The organism is Clostridium sp. (genome assembly GCF_040797585.1).
Taxonomy (GTDB): Bacteria; Bacillota; Clostridia; order Clostridiales; family Clostridiaceae; genus Clostridium_Z.
Genome location: NZ_JBFNEO010000030.1, coordinates 1 through 18,361 on the forward strand (window position 1 = coordinate 1; position 18,361 = coordinate 18,361).

General features: G+C 31.4%; 15 protein-coding genes and 1 pseudogene. 15 read left to right on the forward strand and 1 reads right to left on the reverse strand.

Annotated elements, in window-relative coordinates:
* The first annotated feature begins 302 nt into the window (after positions 1 to 302).
* The 8 genes from AB2369_RS03475 (at position 303) to AB2369_RS03510 (ending at position 8,337) form a co-directional block, all read left to right on the forward strand.
* Positions 303 to 2,054 carry an ABC transporter substrate-binding protein gene (locus AB2369_RS03475; protein WP_367665082.1) on the forward strand — a complete coding sequence of 584 codons (1,752 nt, stop codon included), beginning with the start codon at positions 303 to 305 and terminating at the stop codon, positions 2,052 to 2,054.
* Positions 2,055 to 2,125: 71 nt separating this feature from the next.
* Positions 2,126 to 3,088, forward strand: a complete 963-nt coding sequence (locus AB2369_RS03480) for an ABC transporter permease (protein WP_367665083.1) — start codon at positions 2,126 to 2,128, stop codon at positions 3,086 to 3,088.
* A 13-nt stretch (positions 3,089 to 3,101) separates the two neighbouring features.
* Complete coding sequence (opp4C, locus tag AB2369_RS03485) at positions 3,102 to 4,043, forward strand: oligopeptide ABC transporter permease (protein WP_367665084.1); 942 nt, start codon at positions 3,102 to 3,104, stop codon at positions 4,041 to 4,043.
* A gap of 12 nt (positions 4,044 to 4,055) precedes the next feature.
* Positions 4,056 to 5,039 (forward strand): ABC transporter ATP-binding protein, encoded by a 984-nt coding sequence (locus AB2369_RS03490; RefSeq protein WP_367665085.1) that lies wholly within the window; start codon positions 4,056 to 4,058, stop codon positions 5,037 to 5,039.
* Entirely contained in the window at positions 5,040 to 6,011 is a 972-nt protein-coding gene (locus tag AB2369_RS03495) for an ABC transporter ATP-binding protein (RefSeq protein WP_367665086.1), read from the forward strand.
* Positions 6,012 to 6,201: 190 nt separating this feature from the next.
* Positions 6,202 to 6,375 (forward strand): hypothetical protein, encoded by a 174-nt coding sequence (locus AB2369_RS03500; protein ID WP_367665087.1) that lies wholly within the window; start codon positions 6,202 to 6,204, stop codon positions 6,373 to 6,375.
* A gap of 167 nt (positions 6,376 to 6,542) precedes the next feature.
* On the forward strand, positions 6,543 to 7,892 hold the full coding sequence (locus AB2369_RS03505) for a glucose-6-phosphate isomerase (protein WP_367665088.1): 1,350 nt from the start codon (positions 6,543 to 6,545) through the stop codon (positions 7,890 to 7,892).
* 1 nt (position 7,893) lies between these two features.
* Positions 7,894 to 8,337: a YaiI/YqxD family protein gene (locus AB2369_RS03510; protein ID WP_367665089.1), complete on the forward strand. Its 444-nt coding sequence runs from the start codon at positions 7,894 to 7,896 to the stop codon at positions 8,335 to 8,337.
* Positions 8,338 to 8,415: 78 nt separating this feature from the next.
* On the opposite strand, the gene AB2369_RS03515 is transcribed toward AB2369_RS03510, so the two are convergent.
* Complete coding sequence (locus tag AB2369_RS03515; protein WP_367665090.1) at positions 8,416 to 8,592, reverse strand: hypothetical protein; 177 nt, start codon at positions 8,590 to 8,592, stop codon at positions 8,416 to 8,418.
* A 173-nt stretch (positions 8,593 to 8,765) separates the two neighbouring features.
* Here AB2369_RS03515 and AB2369_RS03520 point away from each other — a divergent pair, with 173 nt between their 5' ends.
* The 7 genes and pseudogenes from AB2369_RS03520 to AB2369_RS03550 all read left to right on the forward strand — a co-directional run.
* Positions 8,766 to 10,772: a triple tyrosine motif-containing protein gene (locus AB2369_RS03520; protein WP_367665091.1), complete on the forward strand. Its 2,007-nt coding sequence runs from the start codon at positions 8,766 to 8,768 to the stop codon at positions 10,770 to 10,772.
* Positions 10,773 to 10,957: 185 nt separating this feature from the next.
* Positions 10,958 to 11,626: a lytic transglycosylase domain-containing protein gene (locus AB2369_RS03525; protein WP_367665092.1), complete on the forward strand. Its 669-nt coding sequence runs from the start codon at positions 10,958 to 10,960 to the stop codon at positions 11,624 to 11,626.
* Positions 11,627 to 12,185: 559 nt separating this feature from the next.
* Complete coding sequence (locus tag AB2369_RS03530) at positions 12,186 to 12,902, forward strand: pseudouridine synthase (RefSeq protein ID WP_367665093.1); 717 nt, start codon at positions 12,186 to 12,188, stop codon at positions 12,900 to 12,902.
* Between the two features lie 308 nt (positions 12,903 to 13,210).
* A complete protein-coding gene (locus tag AB2369_RS03535; RefSeq protein ID WP_367665094.1) occupies positions 13,211 to 13,513 on the forward strand; it encodes a YerC/YecD family TrpR-related protein in 303 nt (100 codons plus the stop codon).
* Positions 13,514 to 13,669: 156 nt separating this feature from the next.
* A complete protein-coding gene (pcrA, locus tag AB2369_RS03540) occupies positions 13,670 to 15,943 on the forward strand; it encodes a DNA helicase PcrA (protein ID WP_367665095.1) in 2,274 nt (757 codons plus the stop codon).
* A gap of 16 nt (positions 15,944 to 15,959) precedes the next feature.
* Positions 15,960 to 17,957: an NAD-dependent DNA ligase LigA gene (ligA, locus tag AB2369_RS03545; protein ID WP_367665096.1), complete on the forward strand. Its 1,998-nt coding sequence runs from the start codon at positions 15,960 to 15,962 to the stop codon at positions 17,955 to 17,957.
* Positions 17,958 to 18,103: 146 nt separating this feature from the next.
* Positions 18,104 to 18,361: pseudogene (locus tag AB2369_RS03550) on the forward strand (hypothetical protein); the annotation flags it as partial.

The following is an 18,361-nucleotide window of genomic DNA, read 5'->3' on the forward strand; positions in this document are numbered from 1 at the left end:
ATAAAATTAACTAATTTTACACAAATAGTATTTACATATAATTACTTATAAATTATAATATCCCATAAGGTGAACTATAAGTAATTATAAATATCAATTTACTGAAAATTAAAACGAAGGTAGTTGTTTATATTGCTTTATAAGGTTTTAAATATAAAAGTAAGATTATTCATAAGTTTTAAGGACTATTTATAATTTTTTAATAACCATGGATAAACTGAAATTTACCTTAAAGTCTCATATAGCAATATTTATATAAATCTTTAATTAATAAACATTTTTAAAGAGGGGGATATTTAAGTATGAATAAGAAAAAAATTATGGCTACCATGGCAGGATTAATGACATTATCTGTTGCTTTAACTGCTTGTGGAAGTGGTGACAGCGACTCTAAGAAGCCGGGTGGGGATAAAAAACAAGAAGACCAGTCAAAAATAGAGATAAAAACTTTAGCGGCTTCAGATCCTAGTAAAATTCCAGAGGCTGCTAAGAATAGAAAGGGCACCATGATAATTGGTATAAATGCACCAGATGGCATACTTAATCCATTGTATGCTACATCATCTTATGATGTAGAAATAAATGAATTAATGTTTTCAGGGCTTTTTATAACAGAAAAAGATGGATCACTTAAGGAGCATTTAGCAGAACTTCCAAAGGTATCCGAGGATGGAAAGAAATATACTGTTAAACTTAAGGATGGATTAAAGTGGAGTGATGGAAAGCCTATAACCACAGATGATATAGAGTTAGCTTTTAAGATATATTGTGATGGCACCTATACAGGAAGAGCAGATATGCCAACCCTTGACCTTGTAGGCTGGAGAGATTATAAGGATGGAAAAGCAGATAATATAGCAGGTATTAAGAAAATAGACAAGCAAACCATAGAGTTTACTGTGGGTAAACCAACTGCAAAGACTGAGAGAATGTTAGGGGTTGCTCCAATGCCAAGTCATTATTATGGACAGGTATATAAGCAAGGTTCAGCTAATTTAGTAGAAGATCTTCATAGAAAACCAGAAGTGAACTCAGGACCTTATAAGTTTGTAAGCTTTAAGGAAGGGCAAGAAGTGGTATTAAAGGCAAATGAAAACTACTTTAAGGGAAAGCCTAAGATAGAAAATGTCATATATAAGGTGACTACGGATAAAACTGTTCTAGCTCAACTAGAGTCTGGAGAAATTGATATGGCAAACGTAACCATAGACGAGGATAATGTAGAACAAATACAGGGAATGGAATATTTAAATATCCACTACTATCCATTCAATGGGTATGGATATATTGGACTAAATCAACTTGGAGACTCTAAACTTAAAGATGTTAAGGTTCGTCAGGCTTTAACCTATGGATTAAATAGAGAGGAAATTGTTAAGAATATATACGGTCCTTATGCTGAACCTATGAATGTTCCACAGGCTAAGATTTCTTGGGCTTATCCAAAGGATGTGAAAATGGAAGAGTATAAGTATGATAAAGAAAAAGCTCAAAAGCTTTTAGAGGAAGCAGGATGGAAGAAGAATAGTAATGGTAAGCTTGAAAAGGATGGAAAAATATTCACATTGAAATTCCTTCAAACAGCAGACAATGAGGTTGCAGCATCAATGATTCCAGTAGCAAAGAAGAATTATGAGGAGCTTGGAATAGAGTTTACTGCTGAGCAGTTAGATTTCACCACTTTAAGAAAGAAGATACTTGATGCTAAACAAGGAAAACCAAATGCAGAATATGACATGTATTTTGCTGCATGGGGTCTTACTCCAGAGCCAGACTCTACGAATTTATTTACATCAAAGGGAATGCAAAATGATATTGGATATTCAAATCCTAAGGTTGATGAAATAATGAGAAAAGGACTTGAAGAGTTTGATCTAGAGAAGAGAAAAGAAATATACAAGGAGCTTTATACAGAACTTAATAAGGATTTACCATATATATATATTTATCAAAGAAGTAACGGATATGCATTAAGCTCTAGAATTAAAAATTTCCAGGATGAGCCTTTTAGTGAATATACAGTGAATATACATGAAATGGAGCTCACTGAGTAGTTTGGATTATACTATACCCAAGGGAAACCCCTTGGGTGTATTTTAAAAATTTAAAGGAATGGGGGAATATCATGAGACAGTATATAGCTAGAAGACTACTTGAAATGATACCAGTTCTTATTGGTATATCATTTCTACTTTTTATAATTTTTGCTATGGCTCCAGGAGATGCTGTAGACAATATACAAGATCCTAGCCTTTCTCACGAAAGAATGATGGAAATGAAGAAACAATATGGGTTAGTAGGGAATCCAGTAGAGAGATATATAAACTGGGCAAAGAAAGCTGTCCAATTTGATTTTGGAAAATCCATAAAGCATAGAATGGATGTTTCAGATGTTATTGGAGCCTATGTTTGGAATTCTTTCTATCTATCTATTGCATCATTTATATTAGGAACTATAATTGCAGTACCCATTGGGGTCATATCTGCAACAAAGCAATATTCAGGTTTTGATAAATTTTTTACGGTGTTTGCTCTTTTTGGAATATCCGTACCTTCCTTTTTCTTCGGTATGGTACTTATAAAAGTTTTTGCTTTAGACTTAGGTGTATTACCGGTTTCTGGGATGAGAAGTGCGGGAATGGGGTATACAGGTTTTCAAGATTTTATGGATGTAGTAACGCATATGATTCTTCCAACAACAGTATTGACATTAGGGTCTTTAGCAGGCCTTATGAGATATACAAGAACTGCTATGCTTGAGGTTATAAGACAGGATTATATGAGAACAGCGCGTTCTAAAGGACTTAGGGAGAAGATAGTAATATATAAGCATGGACTAAGGAATGCATTAATTCCTATAGTTACAATACTAGGAATGTCTCTTCCAGGACTTTTTGGAGGAGCTATACTTACGGAACAGGTTTTTGGATGGCCTGGTATAGGTAAAATCTCCATAGAGGCTATACATGCAAGAGATTATCCATTGCTTATGGGATTCCAAGTTTTACTTGCAGTTTTAACTTTAATGGGGAATCTAATAGCGGATATAAGTTATGCTTTAGTAGACCCAAGAATTAGACTGAAGTAGAGGGGGGGCAATTATGAGTGAAAATAAAAATCTTAATATAGATAAAAAAATTGTTTTAAAGGATAACAAAGAAAAAATAGAATCACCATGGAAGGTGGTTTGGAAAAGGCTTAAAAAGAATAGACTGGCTATTACTGGTCTTATAATACTTATAACTATGATACTTTTATCAACAATTGGACCCGTAATCTATGGTGCTATAAGGGGCTATGATGCATATGCCTTCGTTGGAGGGAAATTTGAAGCTCCTTCTTCAAGATTTTTACTTGGAACTGATAACCTAGGGAGAGACGTATTACTTAGAACTATGGTTGGAGGAAGAACATCTCTATTTGTAGGAGTTGTGGCAGTTATTATACAAATAACTTTAGGAACAACACTAGGTATAGCAGCAGGTTATTATGGTAAGATTGTAGATAATATTATTATGAGAATAGTTGATATTATCATGAGTATACCAAATTTTCCTCTTCTAATAATCTTGGCGGCTGTTCTTTCTGATATGAACACTAACCCTGAGAATAGAATATATATAGTTATGTTTATACTAGGATTTTTATCATGGACAGGGCTTTGTAGACTGGTTAGGGGACAAGTTCTTACCATAAGAGAGCAGGAATATATGCAGGCAGCAGATGCAGCTGGACTAAGGGATAGAAGAAAGATGTTTAAACATATATTACCAAATATAATACCTATTGTAATAGTTTCTGCTACCTTAGGTCTTGGAGGAACTATATTACAAGAATCTGGTTTAAGCTATTTAGGGCTAGGAGTTATTCCACCTACTCCTACTTGGGGTAATCTAATTCAAGAAGTAAACAAACTTTACAATCTTAAGAATAGGATTTGGCTTTGGGTACCACCTGGAGTGTGCATATTCTTAACTGTTATTGGTATTAACCTATTAGGTGATGGATTAAGAGATGCAATAGATCCAAAGCTTAAGAAGTAAGGAGGGGGAACCATGGCAAAAACGTTAGTGGAATTTAAGAACTTAAAAACATACTTTTATACAGAAGACGGTATTGTAAAGGCTGTTAATGATGTGAGCTTTAAAATAAAAGAGGGAGAAACTGTAGGAATAGTTGGGGAATCAGGATGTGGAAAGTCAGTAACATCTATGTCACTTATGAGACTTATTCCGAGTCCACCAGGAAAAATAGTGGATGGAGATATATTATTTGAGGGAAAAAGTATTCTCTCTCTATCAGAGAATGAACTTATGAACATAAGAGGAAATAATATGTCCGTTATTTTCCAAGAACCTATGACCTCTTTAAACCCAGTATTTACCGTAGGAGATCAAATATCAGAGGCTGTAATACTTCACCAAAAGCTTTCAAAGGCTGAGGCAAGAGAAAAGGCAATAGAGATGATAAATCTTGTTGGAATACCAAGAGCTAGTGAAATAGTAGATTCCTATCCTCATGAATTATCAGGAGGTATGAGACAAAGAGTAATGATAGCTATGGCACTATCATGTAACCCAAAGCTTTTAATAGCTGATGAGCCAACTACTGCCCTTGATGTTACAATCCAAGCTCAGATTCTTGACCTTATGAGAAACATTAAGAGTAAACTTAATACCTCAATAATGCTTATAACCCATGATCTTGGAGTTGTGGCAGAGATGTGTGATTATGTTGTTGTTATGTATGCAGGAAAGGTGGCAGAAGAGTCCACTGTTTATGAAATATTTAAAAATCCTATGCATCCTTACACTAAGGGACTTCTAAAATCGAAGCCTTCTCTAAATAGTAATCAGGGTGAAAAAAAGCTATATTCAATAAAAGGACAAGTACCAAATCCAATAGGAATGCCAGATTATTGTTACTTCTGTGATAGATGTGATCAGGCTTTTGATAAGTGTAGGCAAGAGATACCACCTTTATTTGAAGCAGAACCAGGACATAAGGTAGCTTGCTGGCTTTATGAGGGGGGAAAATAAATGGCAAAGGAAACAATATTAAAAGTAGAAAATTTAAAAAAGTATTTTCCTATTAGGGCAGGGGTTATTCAAAGGACTGTTGGATACGTAAAGGCAGTGGATGGGATTTCTTTTGAGATAAAAAAGGGTGAAACCTTAGGAATTGTTGGAGAATCAGGCTGCGGAAAGTCTACCGCAGGAAGAACTATTTTAAGACTTTTAGAGAAGACTGAAGGGAAAGTAGAGTTTAATGGGGTAGATCTTCATTCCTTAAAAAAAGAAGAAATTAGGAAAATGAGACCTAAGATGCAGATAATATTCCAAGACCCATATAGTTCATTAAATCCAAGAATGACCGTTGGGGAGATTATAGGTGAGTCTTTAATAGAGCATAAATTTGCAACAAAGCATGATGTAACTCAGAAAGTTTTAGAAATCATGAATATATGTGGACTTGCACCCTATCATATTAGAAGATATCCCCATGAATTCTCAGGGGGACAAAGACAAAGAATTGGTATTGCAAGAGCTCTTGTTTTAAATCCAGAGTTTATAGTAGCAGATGAACCAGTTTCAGCTCTAGATGTTTCTATACAATCTCAAATTATAAACCTGCTTATGGAATCTCAAGAAAATTATGGGTTTTCATATTTGTTTATATCTCATGATTTAAGTGTTGTAAAGCATATATCTCATAGGATTGGGGTTATGTATTTAGGATCTTTAATAGAACTTGCTCCTAAAAATGAGTTATATGATAATCCTCTTCATCCATATACAAAGGCGTTACTATCAGCGGTACCTATACCAGACCCTACATTAAAGAGAGACAGAATAATATTAACAGGAGATATACCATCCCCTGCAAAACCACCGTCTGGATGTAAATTTCATACAAGATGTCCATATACTATGGATATATGTAAGAATGAAATTCCAGAATATAAAAACATGGGAAATGAGCACTTTGTAGCTTGTCATTTAGTAAAGTAATAGATCAAGAATTTTATTAATATAGGGCTCTTGTGAAATTTATTTTACAAGGGCCTTTTATAAAACAGTTGTACATAATAAAAACTTATAATCATAGATTTACATATCAATTTTAAATATGTCTTTAACTAATTGTAAGATTATAAAAAGCATAAAGTTTTACAGTTAAAAGAAAGGTAGTGATTTATAAATGTATAATAATTTTTTAGATAATCAAGAAGGCAAGAAAGAGAAATTACCTTTTAAAGATTTTATTGCAATAGTTCTTGCACAATATTCTATACTTTTACCAATGGTACTTATAGCATTTGCAATCTGGGCAGTATTACTTTGGTTTATTGTACATGTTCTAATGGGAGGATAAAATATTTAACTCTTACTTTCTAAGTAGGAGTTATTTTATTTTACAGGTTTTAAAACCTTTTAAGGGTTTTATCTATAAATAATTTAAAAATAGGCAAAATAAAAAAAGGAATAAAAGACTTTAAAATTGAATATAAAATCATATTGAAGTTAAATGGAGGTATAAGGATGAAGAAATTAAATCTTGATTTATCAAAAGTAAAGAATTTTATGTCACAGCAAGAATTAGAGTATATGGCTCCAATGGTAAAAGAAGCACATAATATGCTCCATGAAAAAAGTGGAGCAGGAAGTGACTTTTTAGGATGGGTAGACCTTCCAGAGAATTATGATAAAGATGAATTTGAAAGAATAAAAAAGGCATCAGAAAAAATAAAGAAAAATTCTGATGTTTTAATAGTTATAGGAATAGGTGGATCTTATTTAGGAGCAAGAGCAGCAATAGAAATGCTTAACCACTCCTTCTTTAATGTAATATCTAAGGAAAAGAGAAATGCACCTAAGGTATTCTTTGCAGGAAATAATATAAGCTCAACTTACTTAAATGAACTTTTAGATGCTGTTGAGGGATTAGATATATCTGTTAATGTTATATCTAAATCAGGAACTACCACAGAACCAGCAATTGCCTTTAGAATATTAAAGGATTATATGGAGAAGAAATATGGAAAAGAAGAGGCAAGAGAAAGAATATTTGCAACCACTGATAAAGAAAAGGGAGCTTTAAAAACTCTTGCAGATAGTGAAGGATATGAAACATTTGTAATTCCAGATGATGTGGGAGGAAGATTCTCAGTTTTAACAGCAGTAGGACTTTTACCTATAGCTGCGTCAGGAATAGATATAGATGAAATAATGAGAGGGGCCAAGGAAGCTAGAGAGGCTTATAATAGTCCTAATATAGAAGAGAATGATTGCTATAAATATGCAGCAACTAGAAATGCTCTTTATAGAAAGGGAAAAAATATAGAAGTCCTTGTAAACTATGAGCCACTTTATCTTCATTACTTTGGAGAGTGGTGGAAACAGTTATATGGAGAAAGTGAAGGTAAGGATAATAAAGGAATATTCCCAGCAGCAGTTGATTTTTCAACAGATCTTCATTCCATGGGACAATTTATACAAGAAGGATCAAGAAACTTATTTGAAACTGTAATAAATGTAGAGAAGGCAAAAAGAGAACTTATAATTGAAGAAACAGAAGATAATCTAGATGGATTAAACTTTTTAAAAGGAAAATCAGTAGAGTTTGTAAATGAGAAGGCTTTCCAAGGAACAGTTCTTGCTCATAATGATGGAGGAGTTCCAAATATAATATTAAATGTTCCAGAACTTTCACCATATTATTTCGGATATTTAGTATACTTCTTTGAGAAGGCATGTGGAATAAGTGGATATATTCTTGGGGTAAATCCTTTTGATCAACCAGGAGTTGAGGCTTATAAGAAAAACATGTTTGCATTACTTGGAAAACCAGGTTTTGAAGATTTAAAGAAGGACCTTGAAGAAAGACTATAATATGAGAATTATTGTAGATGGAGATGGATGTGCAGGAAAAGATGTTATAGATAAAATATCTAAAGAGTTTAACATACAACTTAAGCTATTTTGTAGTTATAACCATAGCATAACTCTTAATTACGGAGAGGTTAAATATATAGATCCTTCCTTTCAAAGTGTGGATATGGAAGTTTTTAATCAATGTAAATCTGGAGATATAGTTGTGACTCAAGACTTTGGAGTGGCAGCTATGGTTTTATCCAAAGGAGCCTATTCCATAAGTCCTAAGGGATATATCTTTAATAATAGTAACATGGATAGACTTTTATTTGAGAGACATATGGGAAGTAAAGTTAGAAGATGTGGAGGAAGAACTAAAGGTCCAAAGAAAAGAACCTCAGAAGATGATGAAAGACTTTATAATAATTTAAAGATACTAATACAAAAAAAAGCTGGAGAATAATCCAGCTTTTTTATTTTTAAACATAAAAGTTATTTATATTTTTGATTTTAAATATATTAACCGTATAAATTTAAAGTTTTACCTTCTTTCTATATGATTAGAGATAGTATGTGGTATTTCAGGAAATAAAATACCGTTATCTATTCTTTGATCATAAGGTGGCATATTAGAAGGAATAGATTCTAATTTTTTAAATTTTTCTTCCTCATCTTCAAGATCATAGTCTATGAAAGTTCCTTTTGTAAATCCTGGCATTCAAATCACCTCCTTATTATATTTTTACATTAAGTAAGAAGAATATTCTTTGAAAAATTTACATACATATATAATTTACAGAAATAGTATTGTTACAAAATATGGAATTAGTGTATAATAAATATATAATTTACTGGGAAATTTTTATTTTAAATATTAGGGGGCTTTGGTTTATGAACAAGGTAGATATACAATTTAATTTACCTAGTCCACAGGAAAAGGATTCAGATATAGAAATAAGAGCTCTTTGTGATGAAGGAGCTCTATATAAGTTTCTAATAGGAGAAGCTGGAATATGGGAAGCACTTAATGATTTTAGTGAAGAAAACAGCATTCAGTGGAGCCCCAAAAAAGATGGGGAATATTTTGTAATGGTTCAATGTAAGGGAATGAATAGTAATAAGCCTTTTGACTTCTATGGTAAGACTAGCTATTCTATAGGAGAGAAAGGTCTTTCTTTAATTGATAATATTAGGTGTGATAAAAATGAATACTCAGTTGGGGATAAAATAGAATTAACAGTGACAGCTAGGGGAGATAATACATTATATAGATATTGGATACTTCAAGATGGGTCTTGGGAAATTATTAGAGATTATTGTACTGATAATATACTATTATTTACCTTAAATAAAGAGGGAGATTATGAGATCCTTGTAGAAGCTAAGGAAGTAAACTCTTTAAATAAATTTGATGATGGAAAAACTATAAGATTTAAGGTGAAACCATTAAATCCAGTTGAAATAATGGATTTGAGATGTCTAACCCAAGATGATTTAATGGTGGATAGAGAAGTTATATTTCAAGTGGAATCTCAATGTGATCCTTCAAGAGTGGTGTTATACAAGTTTTATAAGGTAGATCATGAAGGTAATATAACATTAATTCAAGATTATTCATCAAAGAAAGTTATATCATACATTGAGAAGAGAAGTGGAGAATATAAGCTTTTAGTTATGGCTAAAGATATGTATTCTAAGGAGCAATGGGATGATAGGGCTATTTTAAATTATGAAATAAAACCTTATAAAAATATTATTATAAAAAATATTATAACGGATTTATCATCTCCACAATTAAGGGGAAGAGAGATAAATATAAAGGTTTTATCAGAGGGTGGTAATAATCTTATTTATAGATATATAATAGATGGTAACTATAGCATAGATAGCGGATTTATTAATAGTAATGAATTCTTATGGAAGCCAAGTCATGAGGGAATCTATGAAATAAGAGTTATGGTAAAGGATAAGAGCTATGAAGGAGAATATGAAGCATTAGGTAAATTAGAATATGTAATAGATAAGGAGTTTTACATTCCTCTTAGAATAAAGGATGTAATTATTGATAAAACTAAAAATTACGTAAAAGATGAAACTATAAATGTAAAGGTAACTACTGAAGGTGGAATTGAACCAGAATACAGTTTTATTGTATATCAGGGTGATAAAGAAGTTTCTAATATGGATTTTGGAAGTTGTAACTGGGTTAACTTTACCCCAGAGGAAGCTGCTGAATATAAAATGGAAATAAAAATTAAGGATAAGTATTCTCTAAAGGATTTTGATGGACAAAGTATCCTATATTTTGATGTGAAGGAATTCGTTCCAGGCAATATAGATTATATACTTTTTGATGTAAAGGAATATTATAGAGTTAATGATGAAATTTCAATTGAAGTTGTAGCACAAAACACACGAAATATATTAGTAAAGTACAAATTATATATAAATAATGATTTAGTAGAAGAAACTGAATATGAAAGTAAATTTAAATATAAAATTACTCCTAAATGTAGTGGGAAATATACTATTAAGGTAATATCAAAGAACATAAAATCTAATAAAGAGTGGGACTGCAGAAAAAGTGTTAACATGGTAGTACATGAAGCGTTGCCAGTTACAAACACAAGAATTAAATCTTCTAAAGATAAGATAATCTGTAATGAAGGGGTAGACTTTAAGGTTTCCTCAGAGGGAGGAAAGGATGTAATTTATGAGTTCTATTTAATTCATGATGGAGAATGGAGAAGGGTTCAAAGATATAGTAAGAAGAACTTTTATTCTTTTATTCCATATACAGAAGGGAAATACAAAGTCTTAGTGTTATCAAAAAGTTCTTATAAGAGTATTTCTTATGAAGATTACCATATATATGAGTTTATTTCTGTAATAGAATAAAGAAAAATAGAAGGAATCTTCCTTCAGATGGTGTGTTCTTTCCACCATCTAAAGGTTAGATGAGTTAATCTAGGGGCGTATTAACTGTTAACCTCAACCTTTTAAGAGGATGGGGGTGTTACAGTTAGTAGCCATCAGATAAAACAATTTACAACATATAATAAACTTAAGAGAGGAGAAACATAATGAACATAGAAAGTGTACAAGGGTTTATGATGGCTCAGCTTATGACAAATGCTATGAAAAAGTCCACTGGCGATAGTATGGCATTTCAGATAGCTTTAGAGGCTTTAATGAAGAATATGAATGATAAAGACCCAAAGAAGTTAATGAGCATGTTAAACTTAAATGGATTAAGTTCAGAAAATCTTAATAATAGTTCTTTAAACTTTAGAGGAGATCTAGTTAGGAATTATCAAAACATAGATAATATTTCTAGAGATATACCTTCAAGTAATAATGAAAAAATAGATAAGGCTATACAAGATGCATCAAGAAAGTATGGAATAGATGGAAAGCTTATATGGGCATTAATAAAGCAAGAGTCTAACTTTAATGTTAATGAGAAATCTCATGCAGGAGCCATGGGACTTATGCAACTTATGCCTGTTAATGTTAAAGAATATAATATATCTAATCCTTATGATATTTATGAAAATATTGATGGTGGGACAAGACATTTAAAAGACTATATAGGACTATATGATGGGAATGTAGAACTAGGACTTGCAGCATATAATGCAGGACCTGGAACTCTTCAGAAAAGAGGGGTTAAGTCTGTAGATAATATATGGAAGTTACCATGGGAGACAAGAACTCATGTAAAGAAAGTAATGGAGTACTGGAAAGGCTAATAGAGGGTTTTTGTTACACAAGATGTAATAAAAACTTCTAAGTACTTATTTTACTCTATAGATTTAAGATTTATATTAATGAAGGAAAATTTGCTTGCAAGTTTTTCTTCTTTTTTTATGAATTTTATATAGAGTGAAATCAATGATAACAGACCATGATTTAAAGAGATTAAGATTAAGTATTTGTAGGTAATTATAAAGTTTTGAATTGATAAAATGTAATATCACTTTGGAAAAAAATTTATTTAAGATAAACTTTCTATGAGAGTTTATATGTGATTAAAGGAATTTTTTATTGTATTAAAGGGAAGTTATCCACAAATAAATATAGTAATTTAAGATTATCCACAAAATATTCAGAAAAAACAATGAATTTACCTTTCAGCTGTGTAAAGATTATAATATTATATAAGATTCAGTTAAGTCTATATAGAGGATTATAAAATTATTTTATTAAAATAAATTATAATTTTTACAACATATATAAAAACTTTAGTGGAAAAGGTATAATATAAAACAGTATTAAAATCTTTAAGTTTAAAGAAGGAAGAGGTGTTTTATGGAAAGATTAGATAAAGTCCTTTCAAATTTAGGATATGGAAGTAGAAAGGAAATAAAGGCCATAGTAAAAAAGGGAACTGTAGAAGTAAATGGAGAAAAAGTTAAGGATAATGGCCTTCAAATAGATCCAGAGAAAGACATAATTAAGGTAGATGGAGAAGAGATTTTTTATAGAAAATACATATATTTAATGATGAATAAACCTGATGGAGTTATTTCAGCAACCTTTGATAAATACGACTCCACAGTAGTAGATTTACTAGAACCAGAAGATGCAGTATTTAATCCTTTTCCAGTTGGGAGACTAGATAAGGATACAGTAGGACTTCTTTTACTTACTAATGATGGGGAGTTAAATCATAGATTAATTTCTCCTAAGTGGCATGTGGATAAGGTTTATTATGCAAGAATAGATAAAAAAGTTACAGAAGATGATATTAAAGCTTTTAAAAAAGGGGTAGTTTTAGATGATGGATATAAATGTATGCCAGGAATCCTTGAGATATTAGGAGATTATGAAGAGGGTTCAGAGGTTCATGTAACTATACAGGAAGGAAAGTTTCATCAGGTTAAAAGAATGTTTGAAAGTTTAAATAAGAAAGTTGTTTATCTTAGACGTGTAAAATTTGGACCTTTAGATATAGATGAGACATTAGAAGAAGGACAGTATAGAGAATTAACCGATGAGGAAGTTAACTTATTAAAAGATATTTAATACTATGTCTTTGAAATAAGGATTTCATTAACAATGTATTAATGAAATTAAATTATTCATGGTAATGTAGAAAAAAGAAAGAAATTGGCGAAATTCCTTGCATACAATCATGAGGTTTATTATAATTATAGATGAAAGATAAATAAGAGGATAAATAGCCCCCTTTTTATTTATTGGTAAACACAACCTGACCCCAAGGGTTGTGTTTTTATTTTTTGACAATTTATGCTCTTAAATCTAAGTTTCTTATGGAATATTTTAGAAAGAAGTGATAAAATCTAAGTATATACTAAATTGGGGGGGATTATATGGGAAGCTATAAGTCAAAATTTGAAAGTGATGAAATGGATCTTTTGTTTGAAGCAATATTAAGTCTGAAGAATATTGAAGAATGCTATAAGTTTTTTGATGACATATGTACTATAAATGAAATAAAAGCTTTAGAGCAGAGACTTCAAGTTGCAAAGATGTTAAAGCAAAGAAGAACATATTTAGATATAGCAAGTTCTACAGGGGCTAGTACTGCAACCATAAGTAGAGTTAATAGATCATTAAATTATGGTAGTGATGGTTATAAGATAATATTTGATAGGATAAATTGGAAAAAGTAAATAGTTTTAAATAATAATATGGCTGTGGCTTGTCCATAGCTTTATTTTTTTTATTTTTGGTATAATATAATTAGTATATAATAGAGTGAAGAAAGTTATAGAAATTAGATCTTAAATAATTATATATAATTAATTTCATTTAAGGAGTGTGAACCCGTGGATTTAAAGGCTTTACTTAATAAAGAACAATATGAAGCAGCAACAACAATAGAAGGCCAAGTGCTTATACTTGCAGGGGCAGGTTCAGGGAAGACAAGAGTATTAACCCATAGAATGGCGCATATGATAAAAAATCTAGATATATTCCCTTCTCAAATCCTTGCCATAACTTTTACAAATAAAGCAGCAGGAGAGATGAGGGAGAGAGTTAAAACTCTTATAGGAGAAGAAGAGGCAGAGGGAATGTGGATATCTACCTTCCACTCAAGCTGCGTTAGAATACTTAGAAGAGAAATAGAGAACTTAGGATATAAAAGAGATTTTACAATATACGATACCTATGATCAAAAGGCATTAATAAAGCAATGTATGGCAGAACTTAATATAAATGATAAGGATATGAATGAGGGGGAGATTCTAGGGCGAATAGGAAAAGCTAAAGATAATCTTATAACTCCTTCAAAGTTTTTAAGAGAGAATAGTGATAACTTTAGAGATAAGAGAATTGGAGAAGTTTACGAGCTTTATCAAAAAAGATTAAAAGCTAATAATGCCTTAGATTTTGATGATTTGATATTTAAAACCATTGAATTATTTAAAGCTAATGAAGAAGTATTAGGATTCTACCAAAGGAAATTTAAGTACATAATGGTAGATGAGTATCAAGATACTAACAAGGCTCAATATGAACTTGTAAAAATGTTAGCAGCTAGTCATAAAAATATTTGCGTTGTTGGAGATGATGACCAATGCATTTATCAGTGGAGGGGTGCTGATATAAGAAATATCCTTGATTTTGAGATGGATTATCCAGAAGCTAAAATAGTAAAACTTGAACAGAACTATAGATCCATGGAGACTATATTAAGAGCAGCCAATGAAGTTATAAGAAATAATAGTGAAAGAAAAGATAAGATACTTAGAACAGAAAATCCTAAAGGGGAAAAAATAAAACTATATAGATCTTATTCAGAAATCGATGAGGCGGATTTTGTTGCTAGAGAAATAAAAAGAATAAAGGATAAAGACAATAAATTCTTTAGTGATTTTGCAGTACTTTATAGAACTAATGCACAGTCACGTAGCTTTGAGGATATTTTTATAAAAAGGGGAATTCCTTATAGAATAATTGGAGGACTTAAATTCTACGATAGAAAAGAAATAAAAGATATTATGGCTTATTTAAAGGTTATAGCAAATCCTCAAGATGATATAAGTTTAAGAAGAATAATAAATGTTCCAAAGAGAAGCATAGGAGATGCCACAGTAGAAAAATTAACGGCTTATTCAAATGATGGAGGATTGAATCTTTATGATGCGGTATTAGAAGTAGAGAATGTTCCTACCCTTACCCCAAGAAATATAAGTAGTATAAGTAAGTTTAGAGATATTATGGAAGAACTTAGGATTATGAGTGAGCAGCTTCCTGTATCAGATTTTATTGAATATATTTTAGAAATTACAGGATACTTAAAGGAACTAAAGGATTCAAAGAATCCAGAGAATCAAAGTAGAGTAGATAACTTAGAGGAGCTTGTATCAGCAGCGGTTGCCTTTGAGAAAGATATTGCTAATGAGGATAAGTCTCTTGGTGGATTTTTAGAGAAAACTACCTTAGTTGCAGATGTGGATAACTATGATGAGAATGCTGATAGCGTAGTACTTATGACTGTCCATAGTGCTAAGGGACTTGAGTTTCCAACGGTATTTATGGTTGGTATGGAGAATGGAATATTCCCGGGGAATTCGTCCTTTAATGATAATAAGGAGATGGAGGAATCAAGAAGGCTATGTTATGTTGGAATAACAAGAGCAAAGGAAGTTCTTTATATGACTTCAGCAGAGGTTAGAAGGGTATATGGAAGAACCCAAAGTTACCCTCAATCTGATTTCTTATTAGAGATATCTGATAATCTTAAAGAGTATGTAAATGCAAGAAGTCAGGTAGTAGGAAAATCAACCTTTGAGAAAAAGATGGAGGCTTCAAGAAGAGAAGCTTATTCAAACCCTCATAGCATGAGGAGAAGTAGCCTTGAAGGAAAGACATCATCACCATCAGAGATTATAAAAAAAGCTATGGAAAATAGTGGGGGTACCCTTCTTACAAAAATTGAAGCAAGTCCAGGAAGAAAGGTTAAGCATTCTAAGTTTGGAGTTGGAACTATAGTCTCAGTTATGCCTCAAGGAGATGATGTAAAGCTTACTATTGCTTTTGATAGTATGGGAGTTAAGCAGCTACTACTTAGCATAGCTCCTCTTGAAGTACTTTAATTTGGAGGTGTTATCTGTGGGAGAGAAAGAAAATAGAATTAAAGAATTAGTAGAAGAGCTAAATAGATATAGCTATGAGTACTATGTATTAGATAAGCCTTCTATAAGTGACAAAGAATATGATAAGAAGTATGATGAACTTTTAACTCTAGAAAAAGATAGTGGGTTTGTTTTAGATTATTCTCCAACTCAAAGGGTAGGAGATGGAGTTCTACCAGAGTTTTCAAAACATATTCATAAAGCTAGACTTTGGAGCTTAGATAAGGCACAAAGTATAGAAGGAATAAAAGAATGGCATAATAGAAATAAAAAAATTTGGAATGAATATAATAAAACTAATGAAGATAAACTTCCAGAACTTACTTATATCTTGACTAAAAAGTTTGATGGACTCACATTAAACTGTACTTATAATGAAGAAGGTATTATGATAAAGGCTGCAACTAGAGGTACAGGAGAAGTTGGAGAAGATATAACTTTTCAGGCAAAAACTATAAAGAGTCTTCCACTTAAAATAAACTATAGTAGTTTATTTGAAATTCATGGAGAAGCTATTATGACAAAGGAAGCATTTGAGGAGTACAATAAAAACTCAGATGTTCCACTTAAGAATTTAAGAAATGGAGCGGCAGGAGCCCTTAGAAATCTAAACATAAAAGAAACTGCAAGAAGAAATTTAACAGCTTTTTTCTATGATGTAGGATATAACGAAGGTACACCTTTCAAAACATATTTAGAGATGTTAGATTTTATAAAGAATCAAGGTTTTTTAATGGATGATTATATAAAGATATGTACTACCTTGGAAGATATAGAAAAAGAAATATCCTATATAGATAGTATAAGATTTGATTTAAATTATGATATAGATGGTGTGGTTATAGCTATAAATGATATGAAAACAAGAGAAGTTCTAGGATATACTGTTAAGTTTCCAAAGTGGGCTATAGCATATAAGTTTGAAGCACAGGAAACCACAACAAAGCTTTTAGATGTAGAGTGGAATGTGGGAAGAAGTGGAAGAGTTAGCCCAACAGCTATTTTAGAGCCAGTAGAACTTGCAGGGGTAACAGTAAAAAGAGCTACATTAAATAATATGGATGACATAAAAAGAAAAGGGGTAAAAATAGGAGCAGAGGTTTTTGTTAGACGTTCTAATGATGTTATACCAGAGATTATGGGAGTAGCAATTGAGTCTATGGAGGATACAAGAGAGATAGAACCTCCAAGTCATTGCCCTTATTGTAATAGTGAGGTTATACTAAATGGAGCTCATTATTTCTGTGAGAACACCTTATCTTGTAAACCTCAGCTTGTAAAGAGTATAGTTCATTATGGGTCAAGAGAGGCAATGAATATTGCTGGATTTAGTGAAAAAACTGCTGAACAGCTATTTGAGGAATTGGATCTTAGATCTCTTGGTGATTTATATAAGTTAAAAAAGGAAGAGCTTTTAAACCTTGAAAGGTTTGGGGAAAAGAAGGCTCAGAATCTTTTAGATGCCATAGAGAAAAGTAAAGATTGTGAACTACATTCTTTCTTATATGCATTAGGAATACCTAATGTTGGTGTTAAGACCTCTAAGGATTTAGTTAAGAGATTTAAAACTTTAGAGAATATACAAAATGCTGACTTTGAAGAACTCATAGGTGTTGAAGATGTTGGAGATATAGTGGCAAGATGTATTATAGATTTCTTTAAAGATGAAAAGATAAAAGATTCTATAAATGAACTTTTAACTCTAGGAATTAGCCCTAAGTATGAAGAAACTCATGTTCAGTCTGAGGGAAATATATTCCAAGGAAAAACAGTAGTTGTCACTGGAAGTCTTAAGAATTATTCTAGAGCAAGTATAAAAGATAAGTTAGAGTCCCTAGGGGCTAAGGTATCAGGATCTGTAAGTAAGAAAACAGCTTATGTATTAATTGGGGATGAACCAGGAAGCAAGTATAACAAGGCAAAGGAGTTAAACATACCAATTATAAATGAGGAAGAATTTGAAAGTATGATTTAACTATAAATAAATCAGTGAAATTTAGTATGTTACTCATATTAAGAAAACTAAGCTTTATTGTAAATTTTATCTTATAGCTTTACAAAACTAGTTTATAAGTGTAAGATAATTTACATGTTGATAATGGTTTTAGGAGGAATTGGAAAGTGATAGTAGAAAATAAGGATAAGAATTCCTCAATAGGATTTTTAGATAAGGCAGAAAAAGTAGTTATGTATTTAGCTTGGACTTCTGTTTTAGCTACATTAATAACTCTTATATGCGTATTTTTATCTACACATAATATAATTTATATAAAAATACTTAATAATTACTATGCTCTTCAAATAGTTGTATCTGTAACTATGGTGTTATGGGGAATTAAATTTGCTTTTGATAAGGAAAGTAGAACACGAGTTGTATAT

Excerpts from the sequence above, each read along its gene's own strand:
- AB2369_RS03475 (WP_367665082.1), top strand. The coding sequence starts at position 303 with ATGAATAAGAAAAAAATTATGGCTACCATGGCAGGATTAATGACATTA.
- AB2369_RS03480 (WP_367665083.1), top strand. The coding sequence starts at position 2,126 with ATGAGACAGTATATAGCTAGAAGACTACTTGAAATGATACCAGTTCTT.
- opp4C (WP_367665084.1), top strand. The coding sequence starts at position 3,102 with ATGAGTGAAAATAAAAATCTTAATATAGATAAAAAAATTGTTTTAAAG.
- AB2369_RS03490 (WP_367665085.1), top strand. The coding sequence starts at position 4,056 with ATGGCAAAAACGTTAGTGGAATTTAAGAACTTAAAAACATACTTTTAT.
- AB2369_RS03495 (WP_367665086.1), top strand. The coding sequence starts at position 5,040 with ATGGCAAAGGAAACAATATTAAAAGTAGAAAATTTAAAAAAGTATTTT.
- AB2369_RS03500 (WP_367665087.1), top strand. The coding sequence starts at position 6,202 with ATGTATAATAATTTTTTAGATAATCAAGAAGGCAAGAAAGAGAAATTA.
- AB2369_RS03505 (WP_367665088.1), top strand. The coding sequence starts at position 6,543 with ATGAAGAAATTAAATCTTGATTTATCAAAAGTAAAGAATTTTATGTCA.
- AB2369_RS03510 (WP_367665089.1), top strand. The coding sequence starts at position 7,894 with ATGAGAATTATTGTAGATGGAGATGGATGTGCAGGAAAAGATGTTATA.
- AB2369_RS03515 (WP_367665090.1), bottom strand. The coding sequence starts at position 8,592 with ATGCCAGGATTTACAAAAGGAACTTTCATAGACTATGATCTTGAAGAT.
- AB2369_RS03520 (WP_367665091.1), top strand. The coding sequence starts at position 8,766 with ATGAACAAGGTAGATATACAATTTAATTTACCTAGTCCACAGGAAAAG.
- AB2369_RS03525 (WP_367665092.1), top strand. The coding sequence starts at position 10,958 with ATGAACATAGAAAGTGTACAAGGGTTTATGATGGCTCAGCTTATGACA.
- AB2369_RS03530 (WP_367665093.1), top strand. The coding sequence starts at position 12,186 with ATGGAAAGATTAGATAAAGTCCTTTCAAATTTAGGATATGGAAGTAGA.
- AB2369_RS03535 (WP_367665094.1), top strand. The coding sequence starts at position 13,211 with ATGGGAAGCTATAAGTCAAAATTTGAAAGTGATGAAATGGATCTTTTG.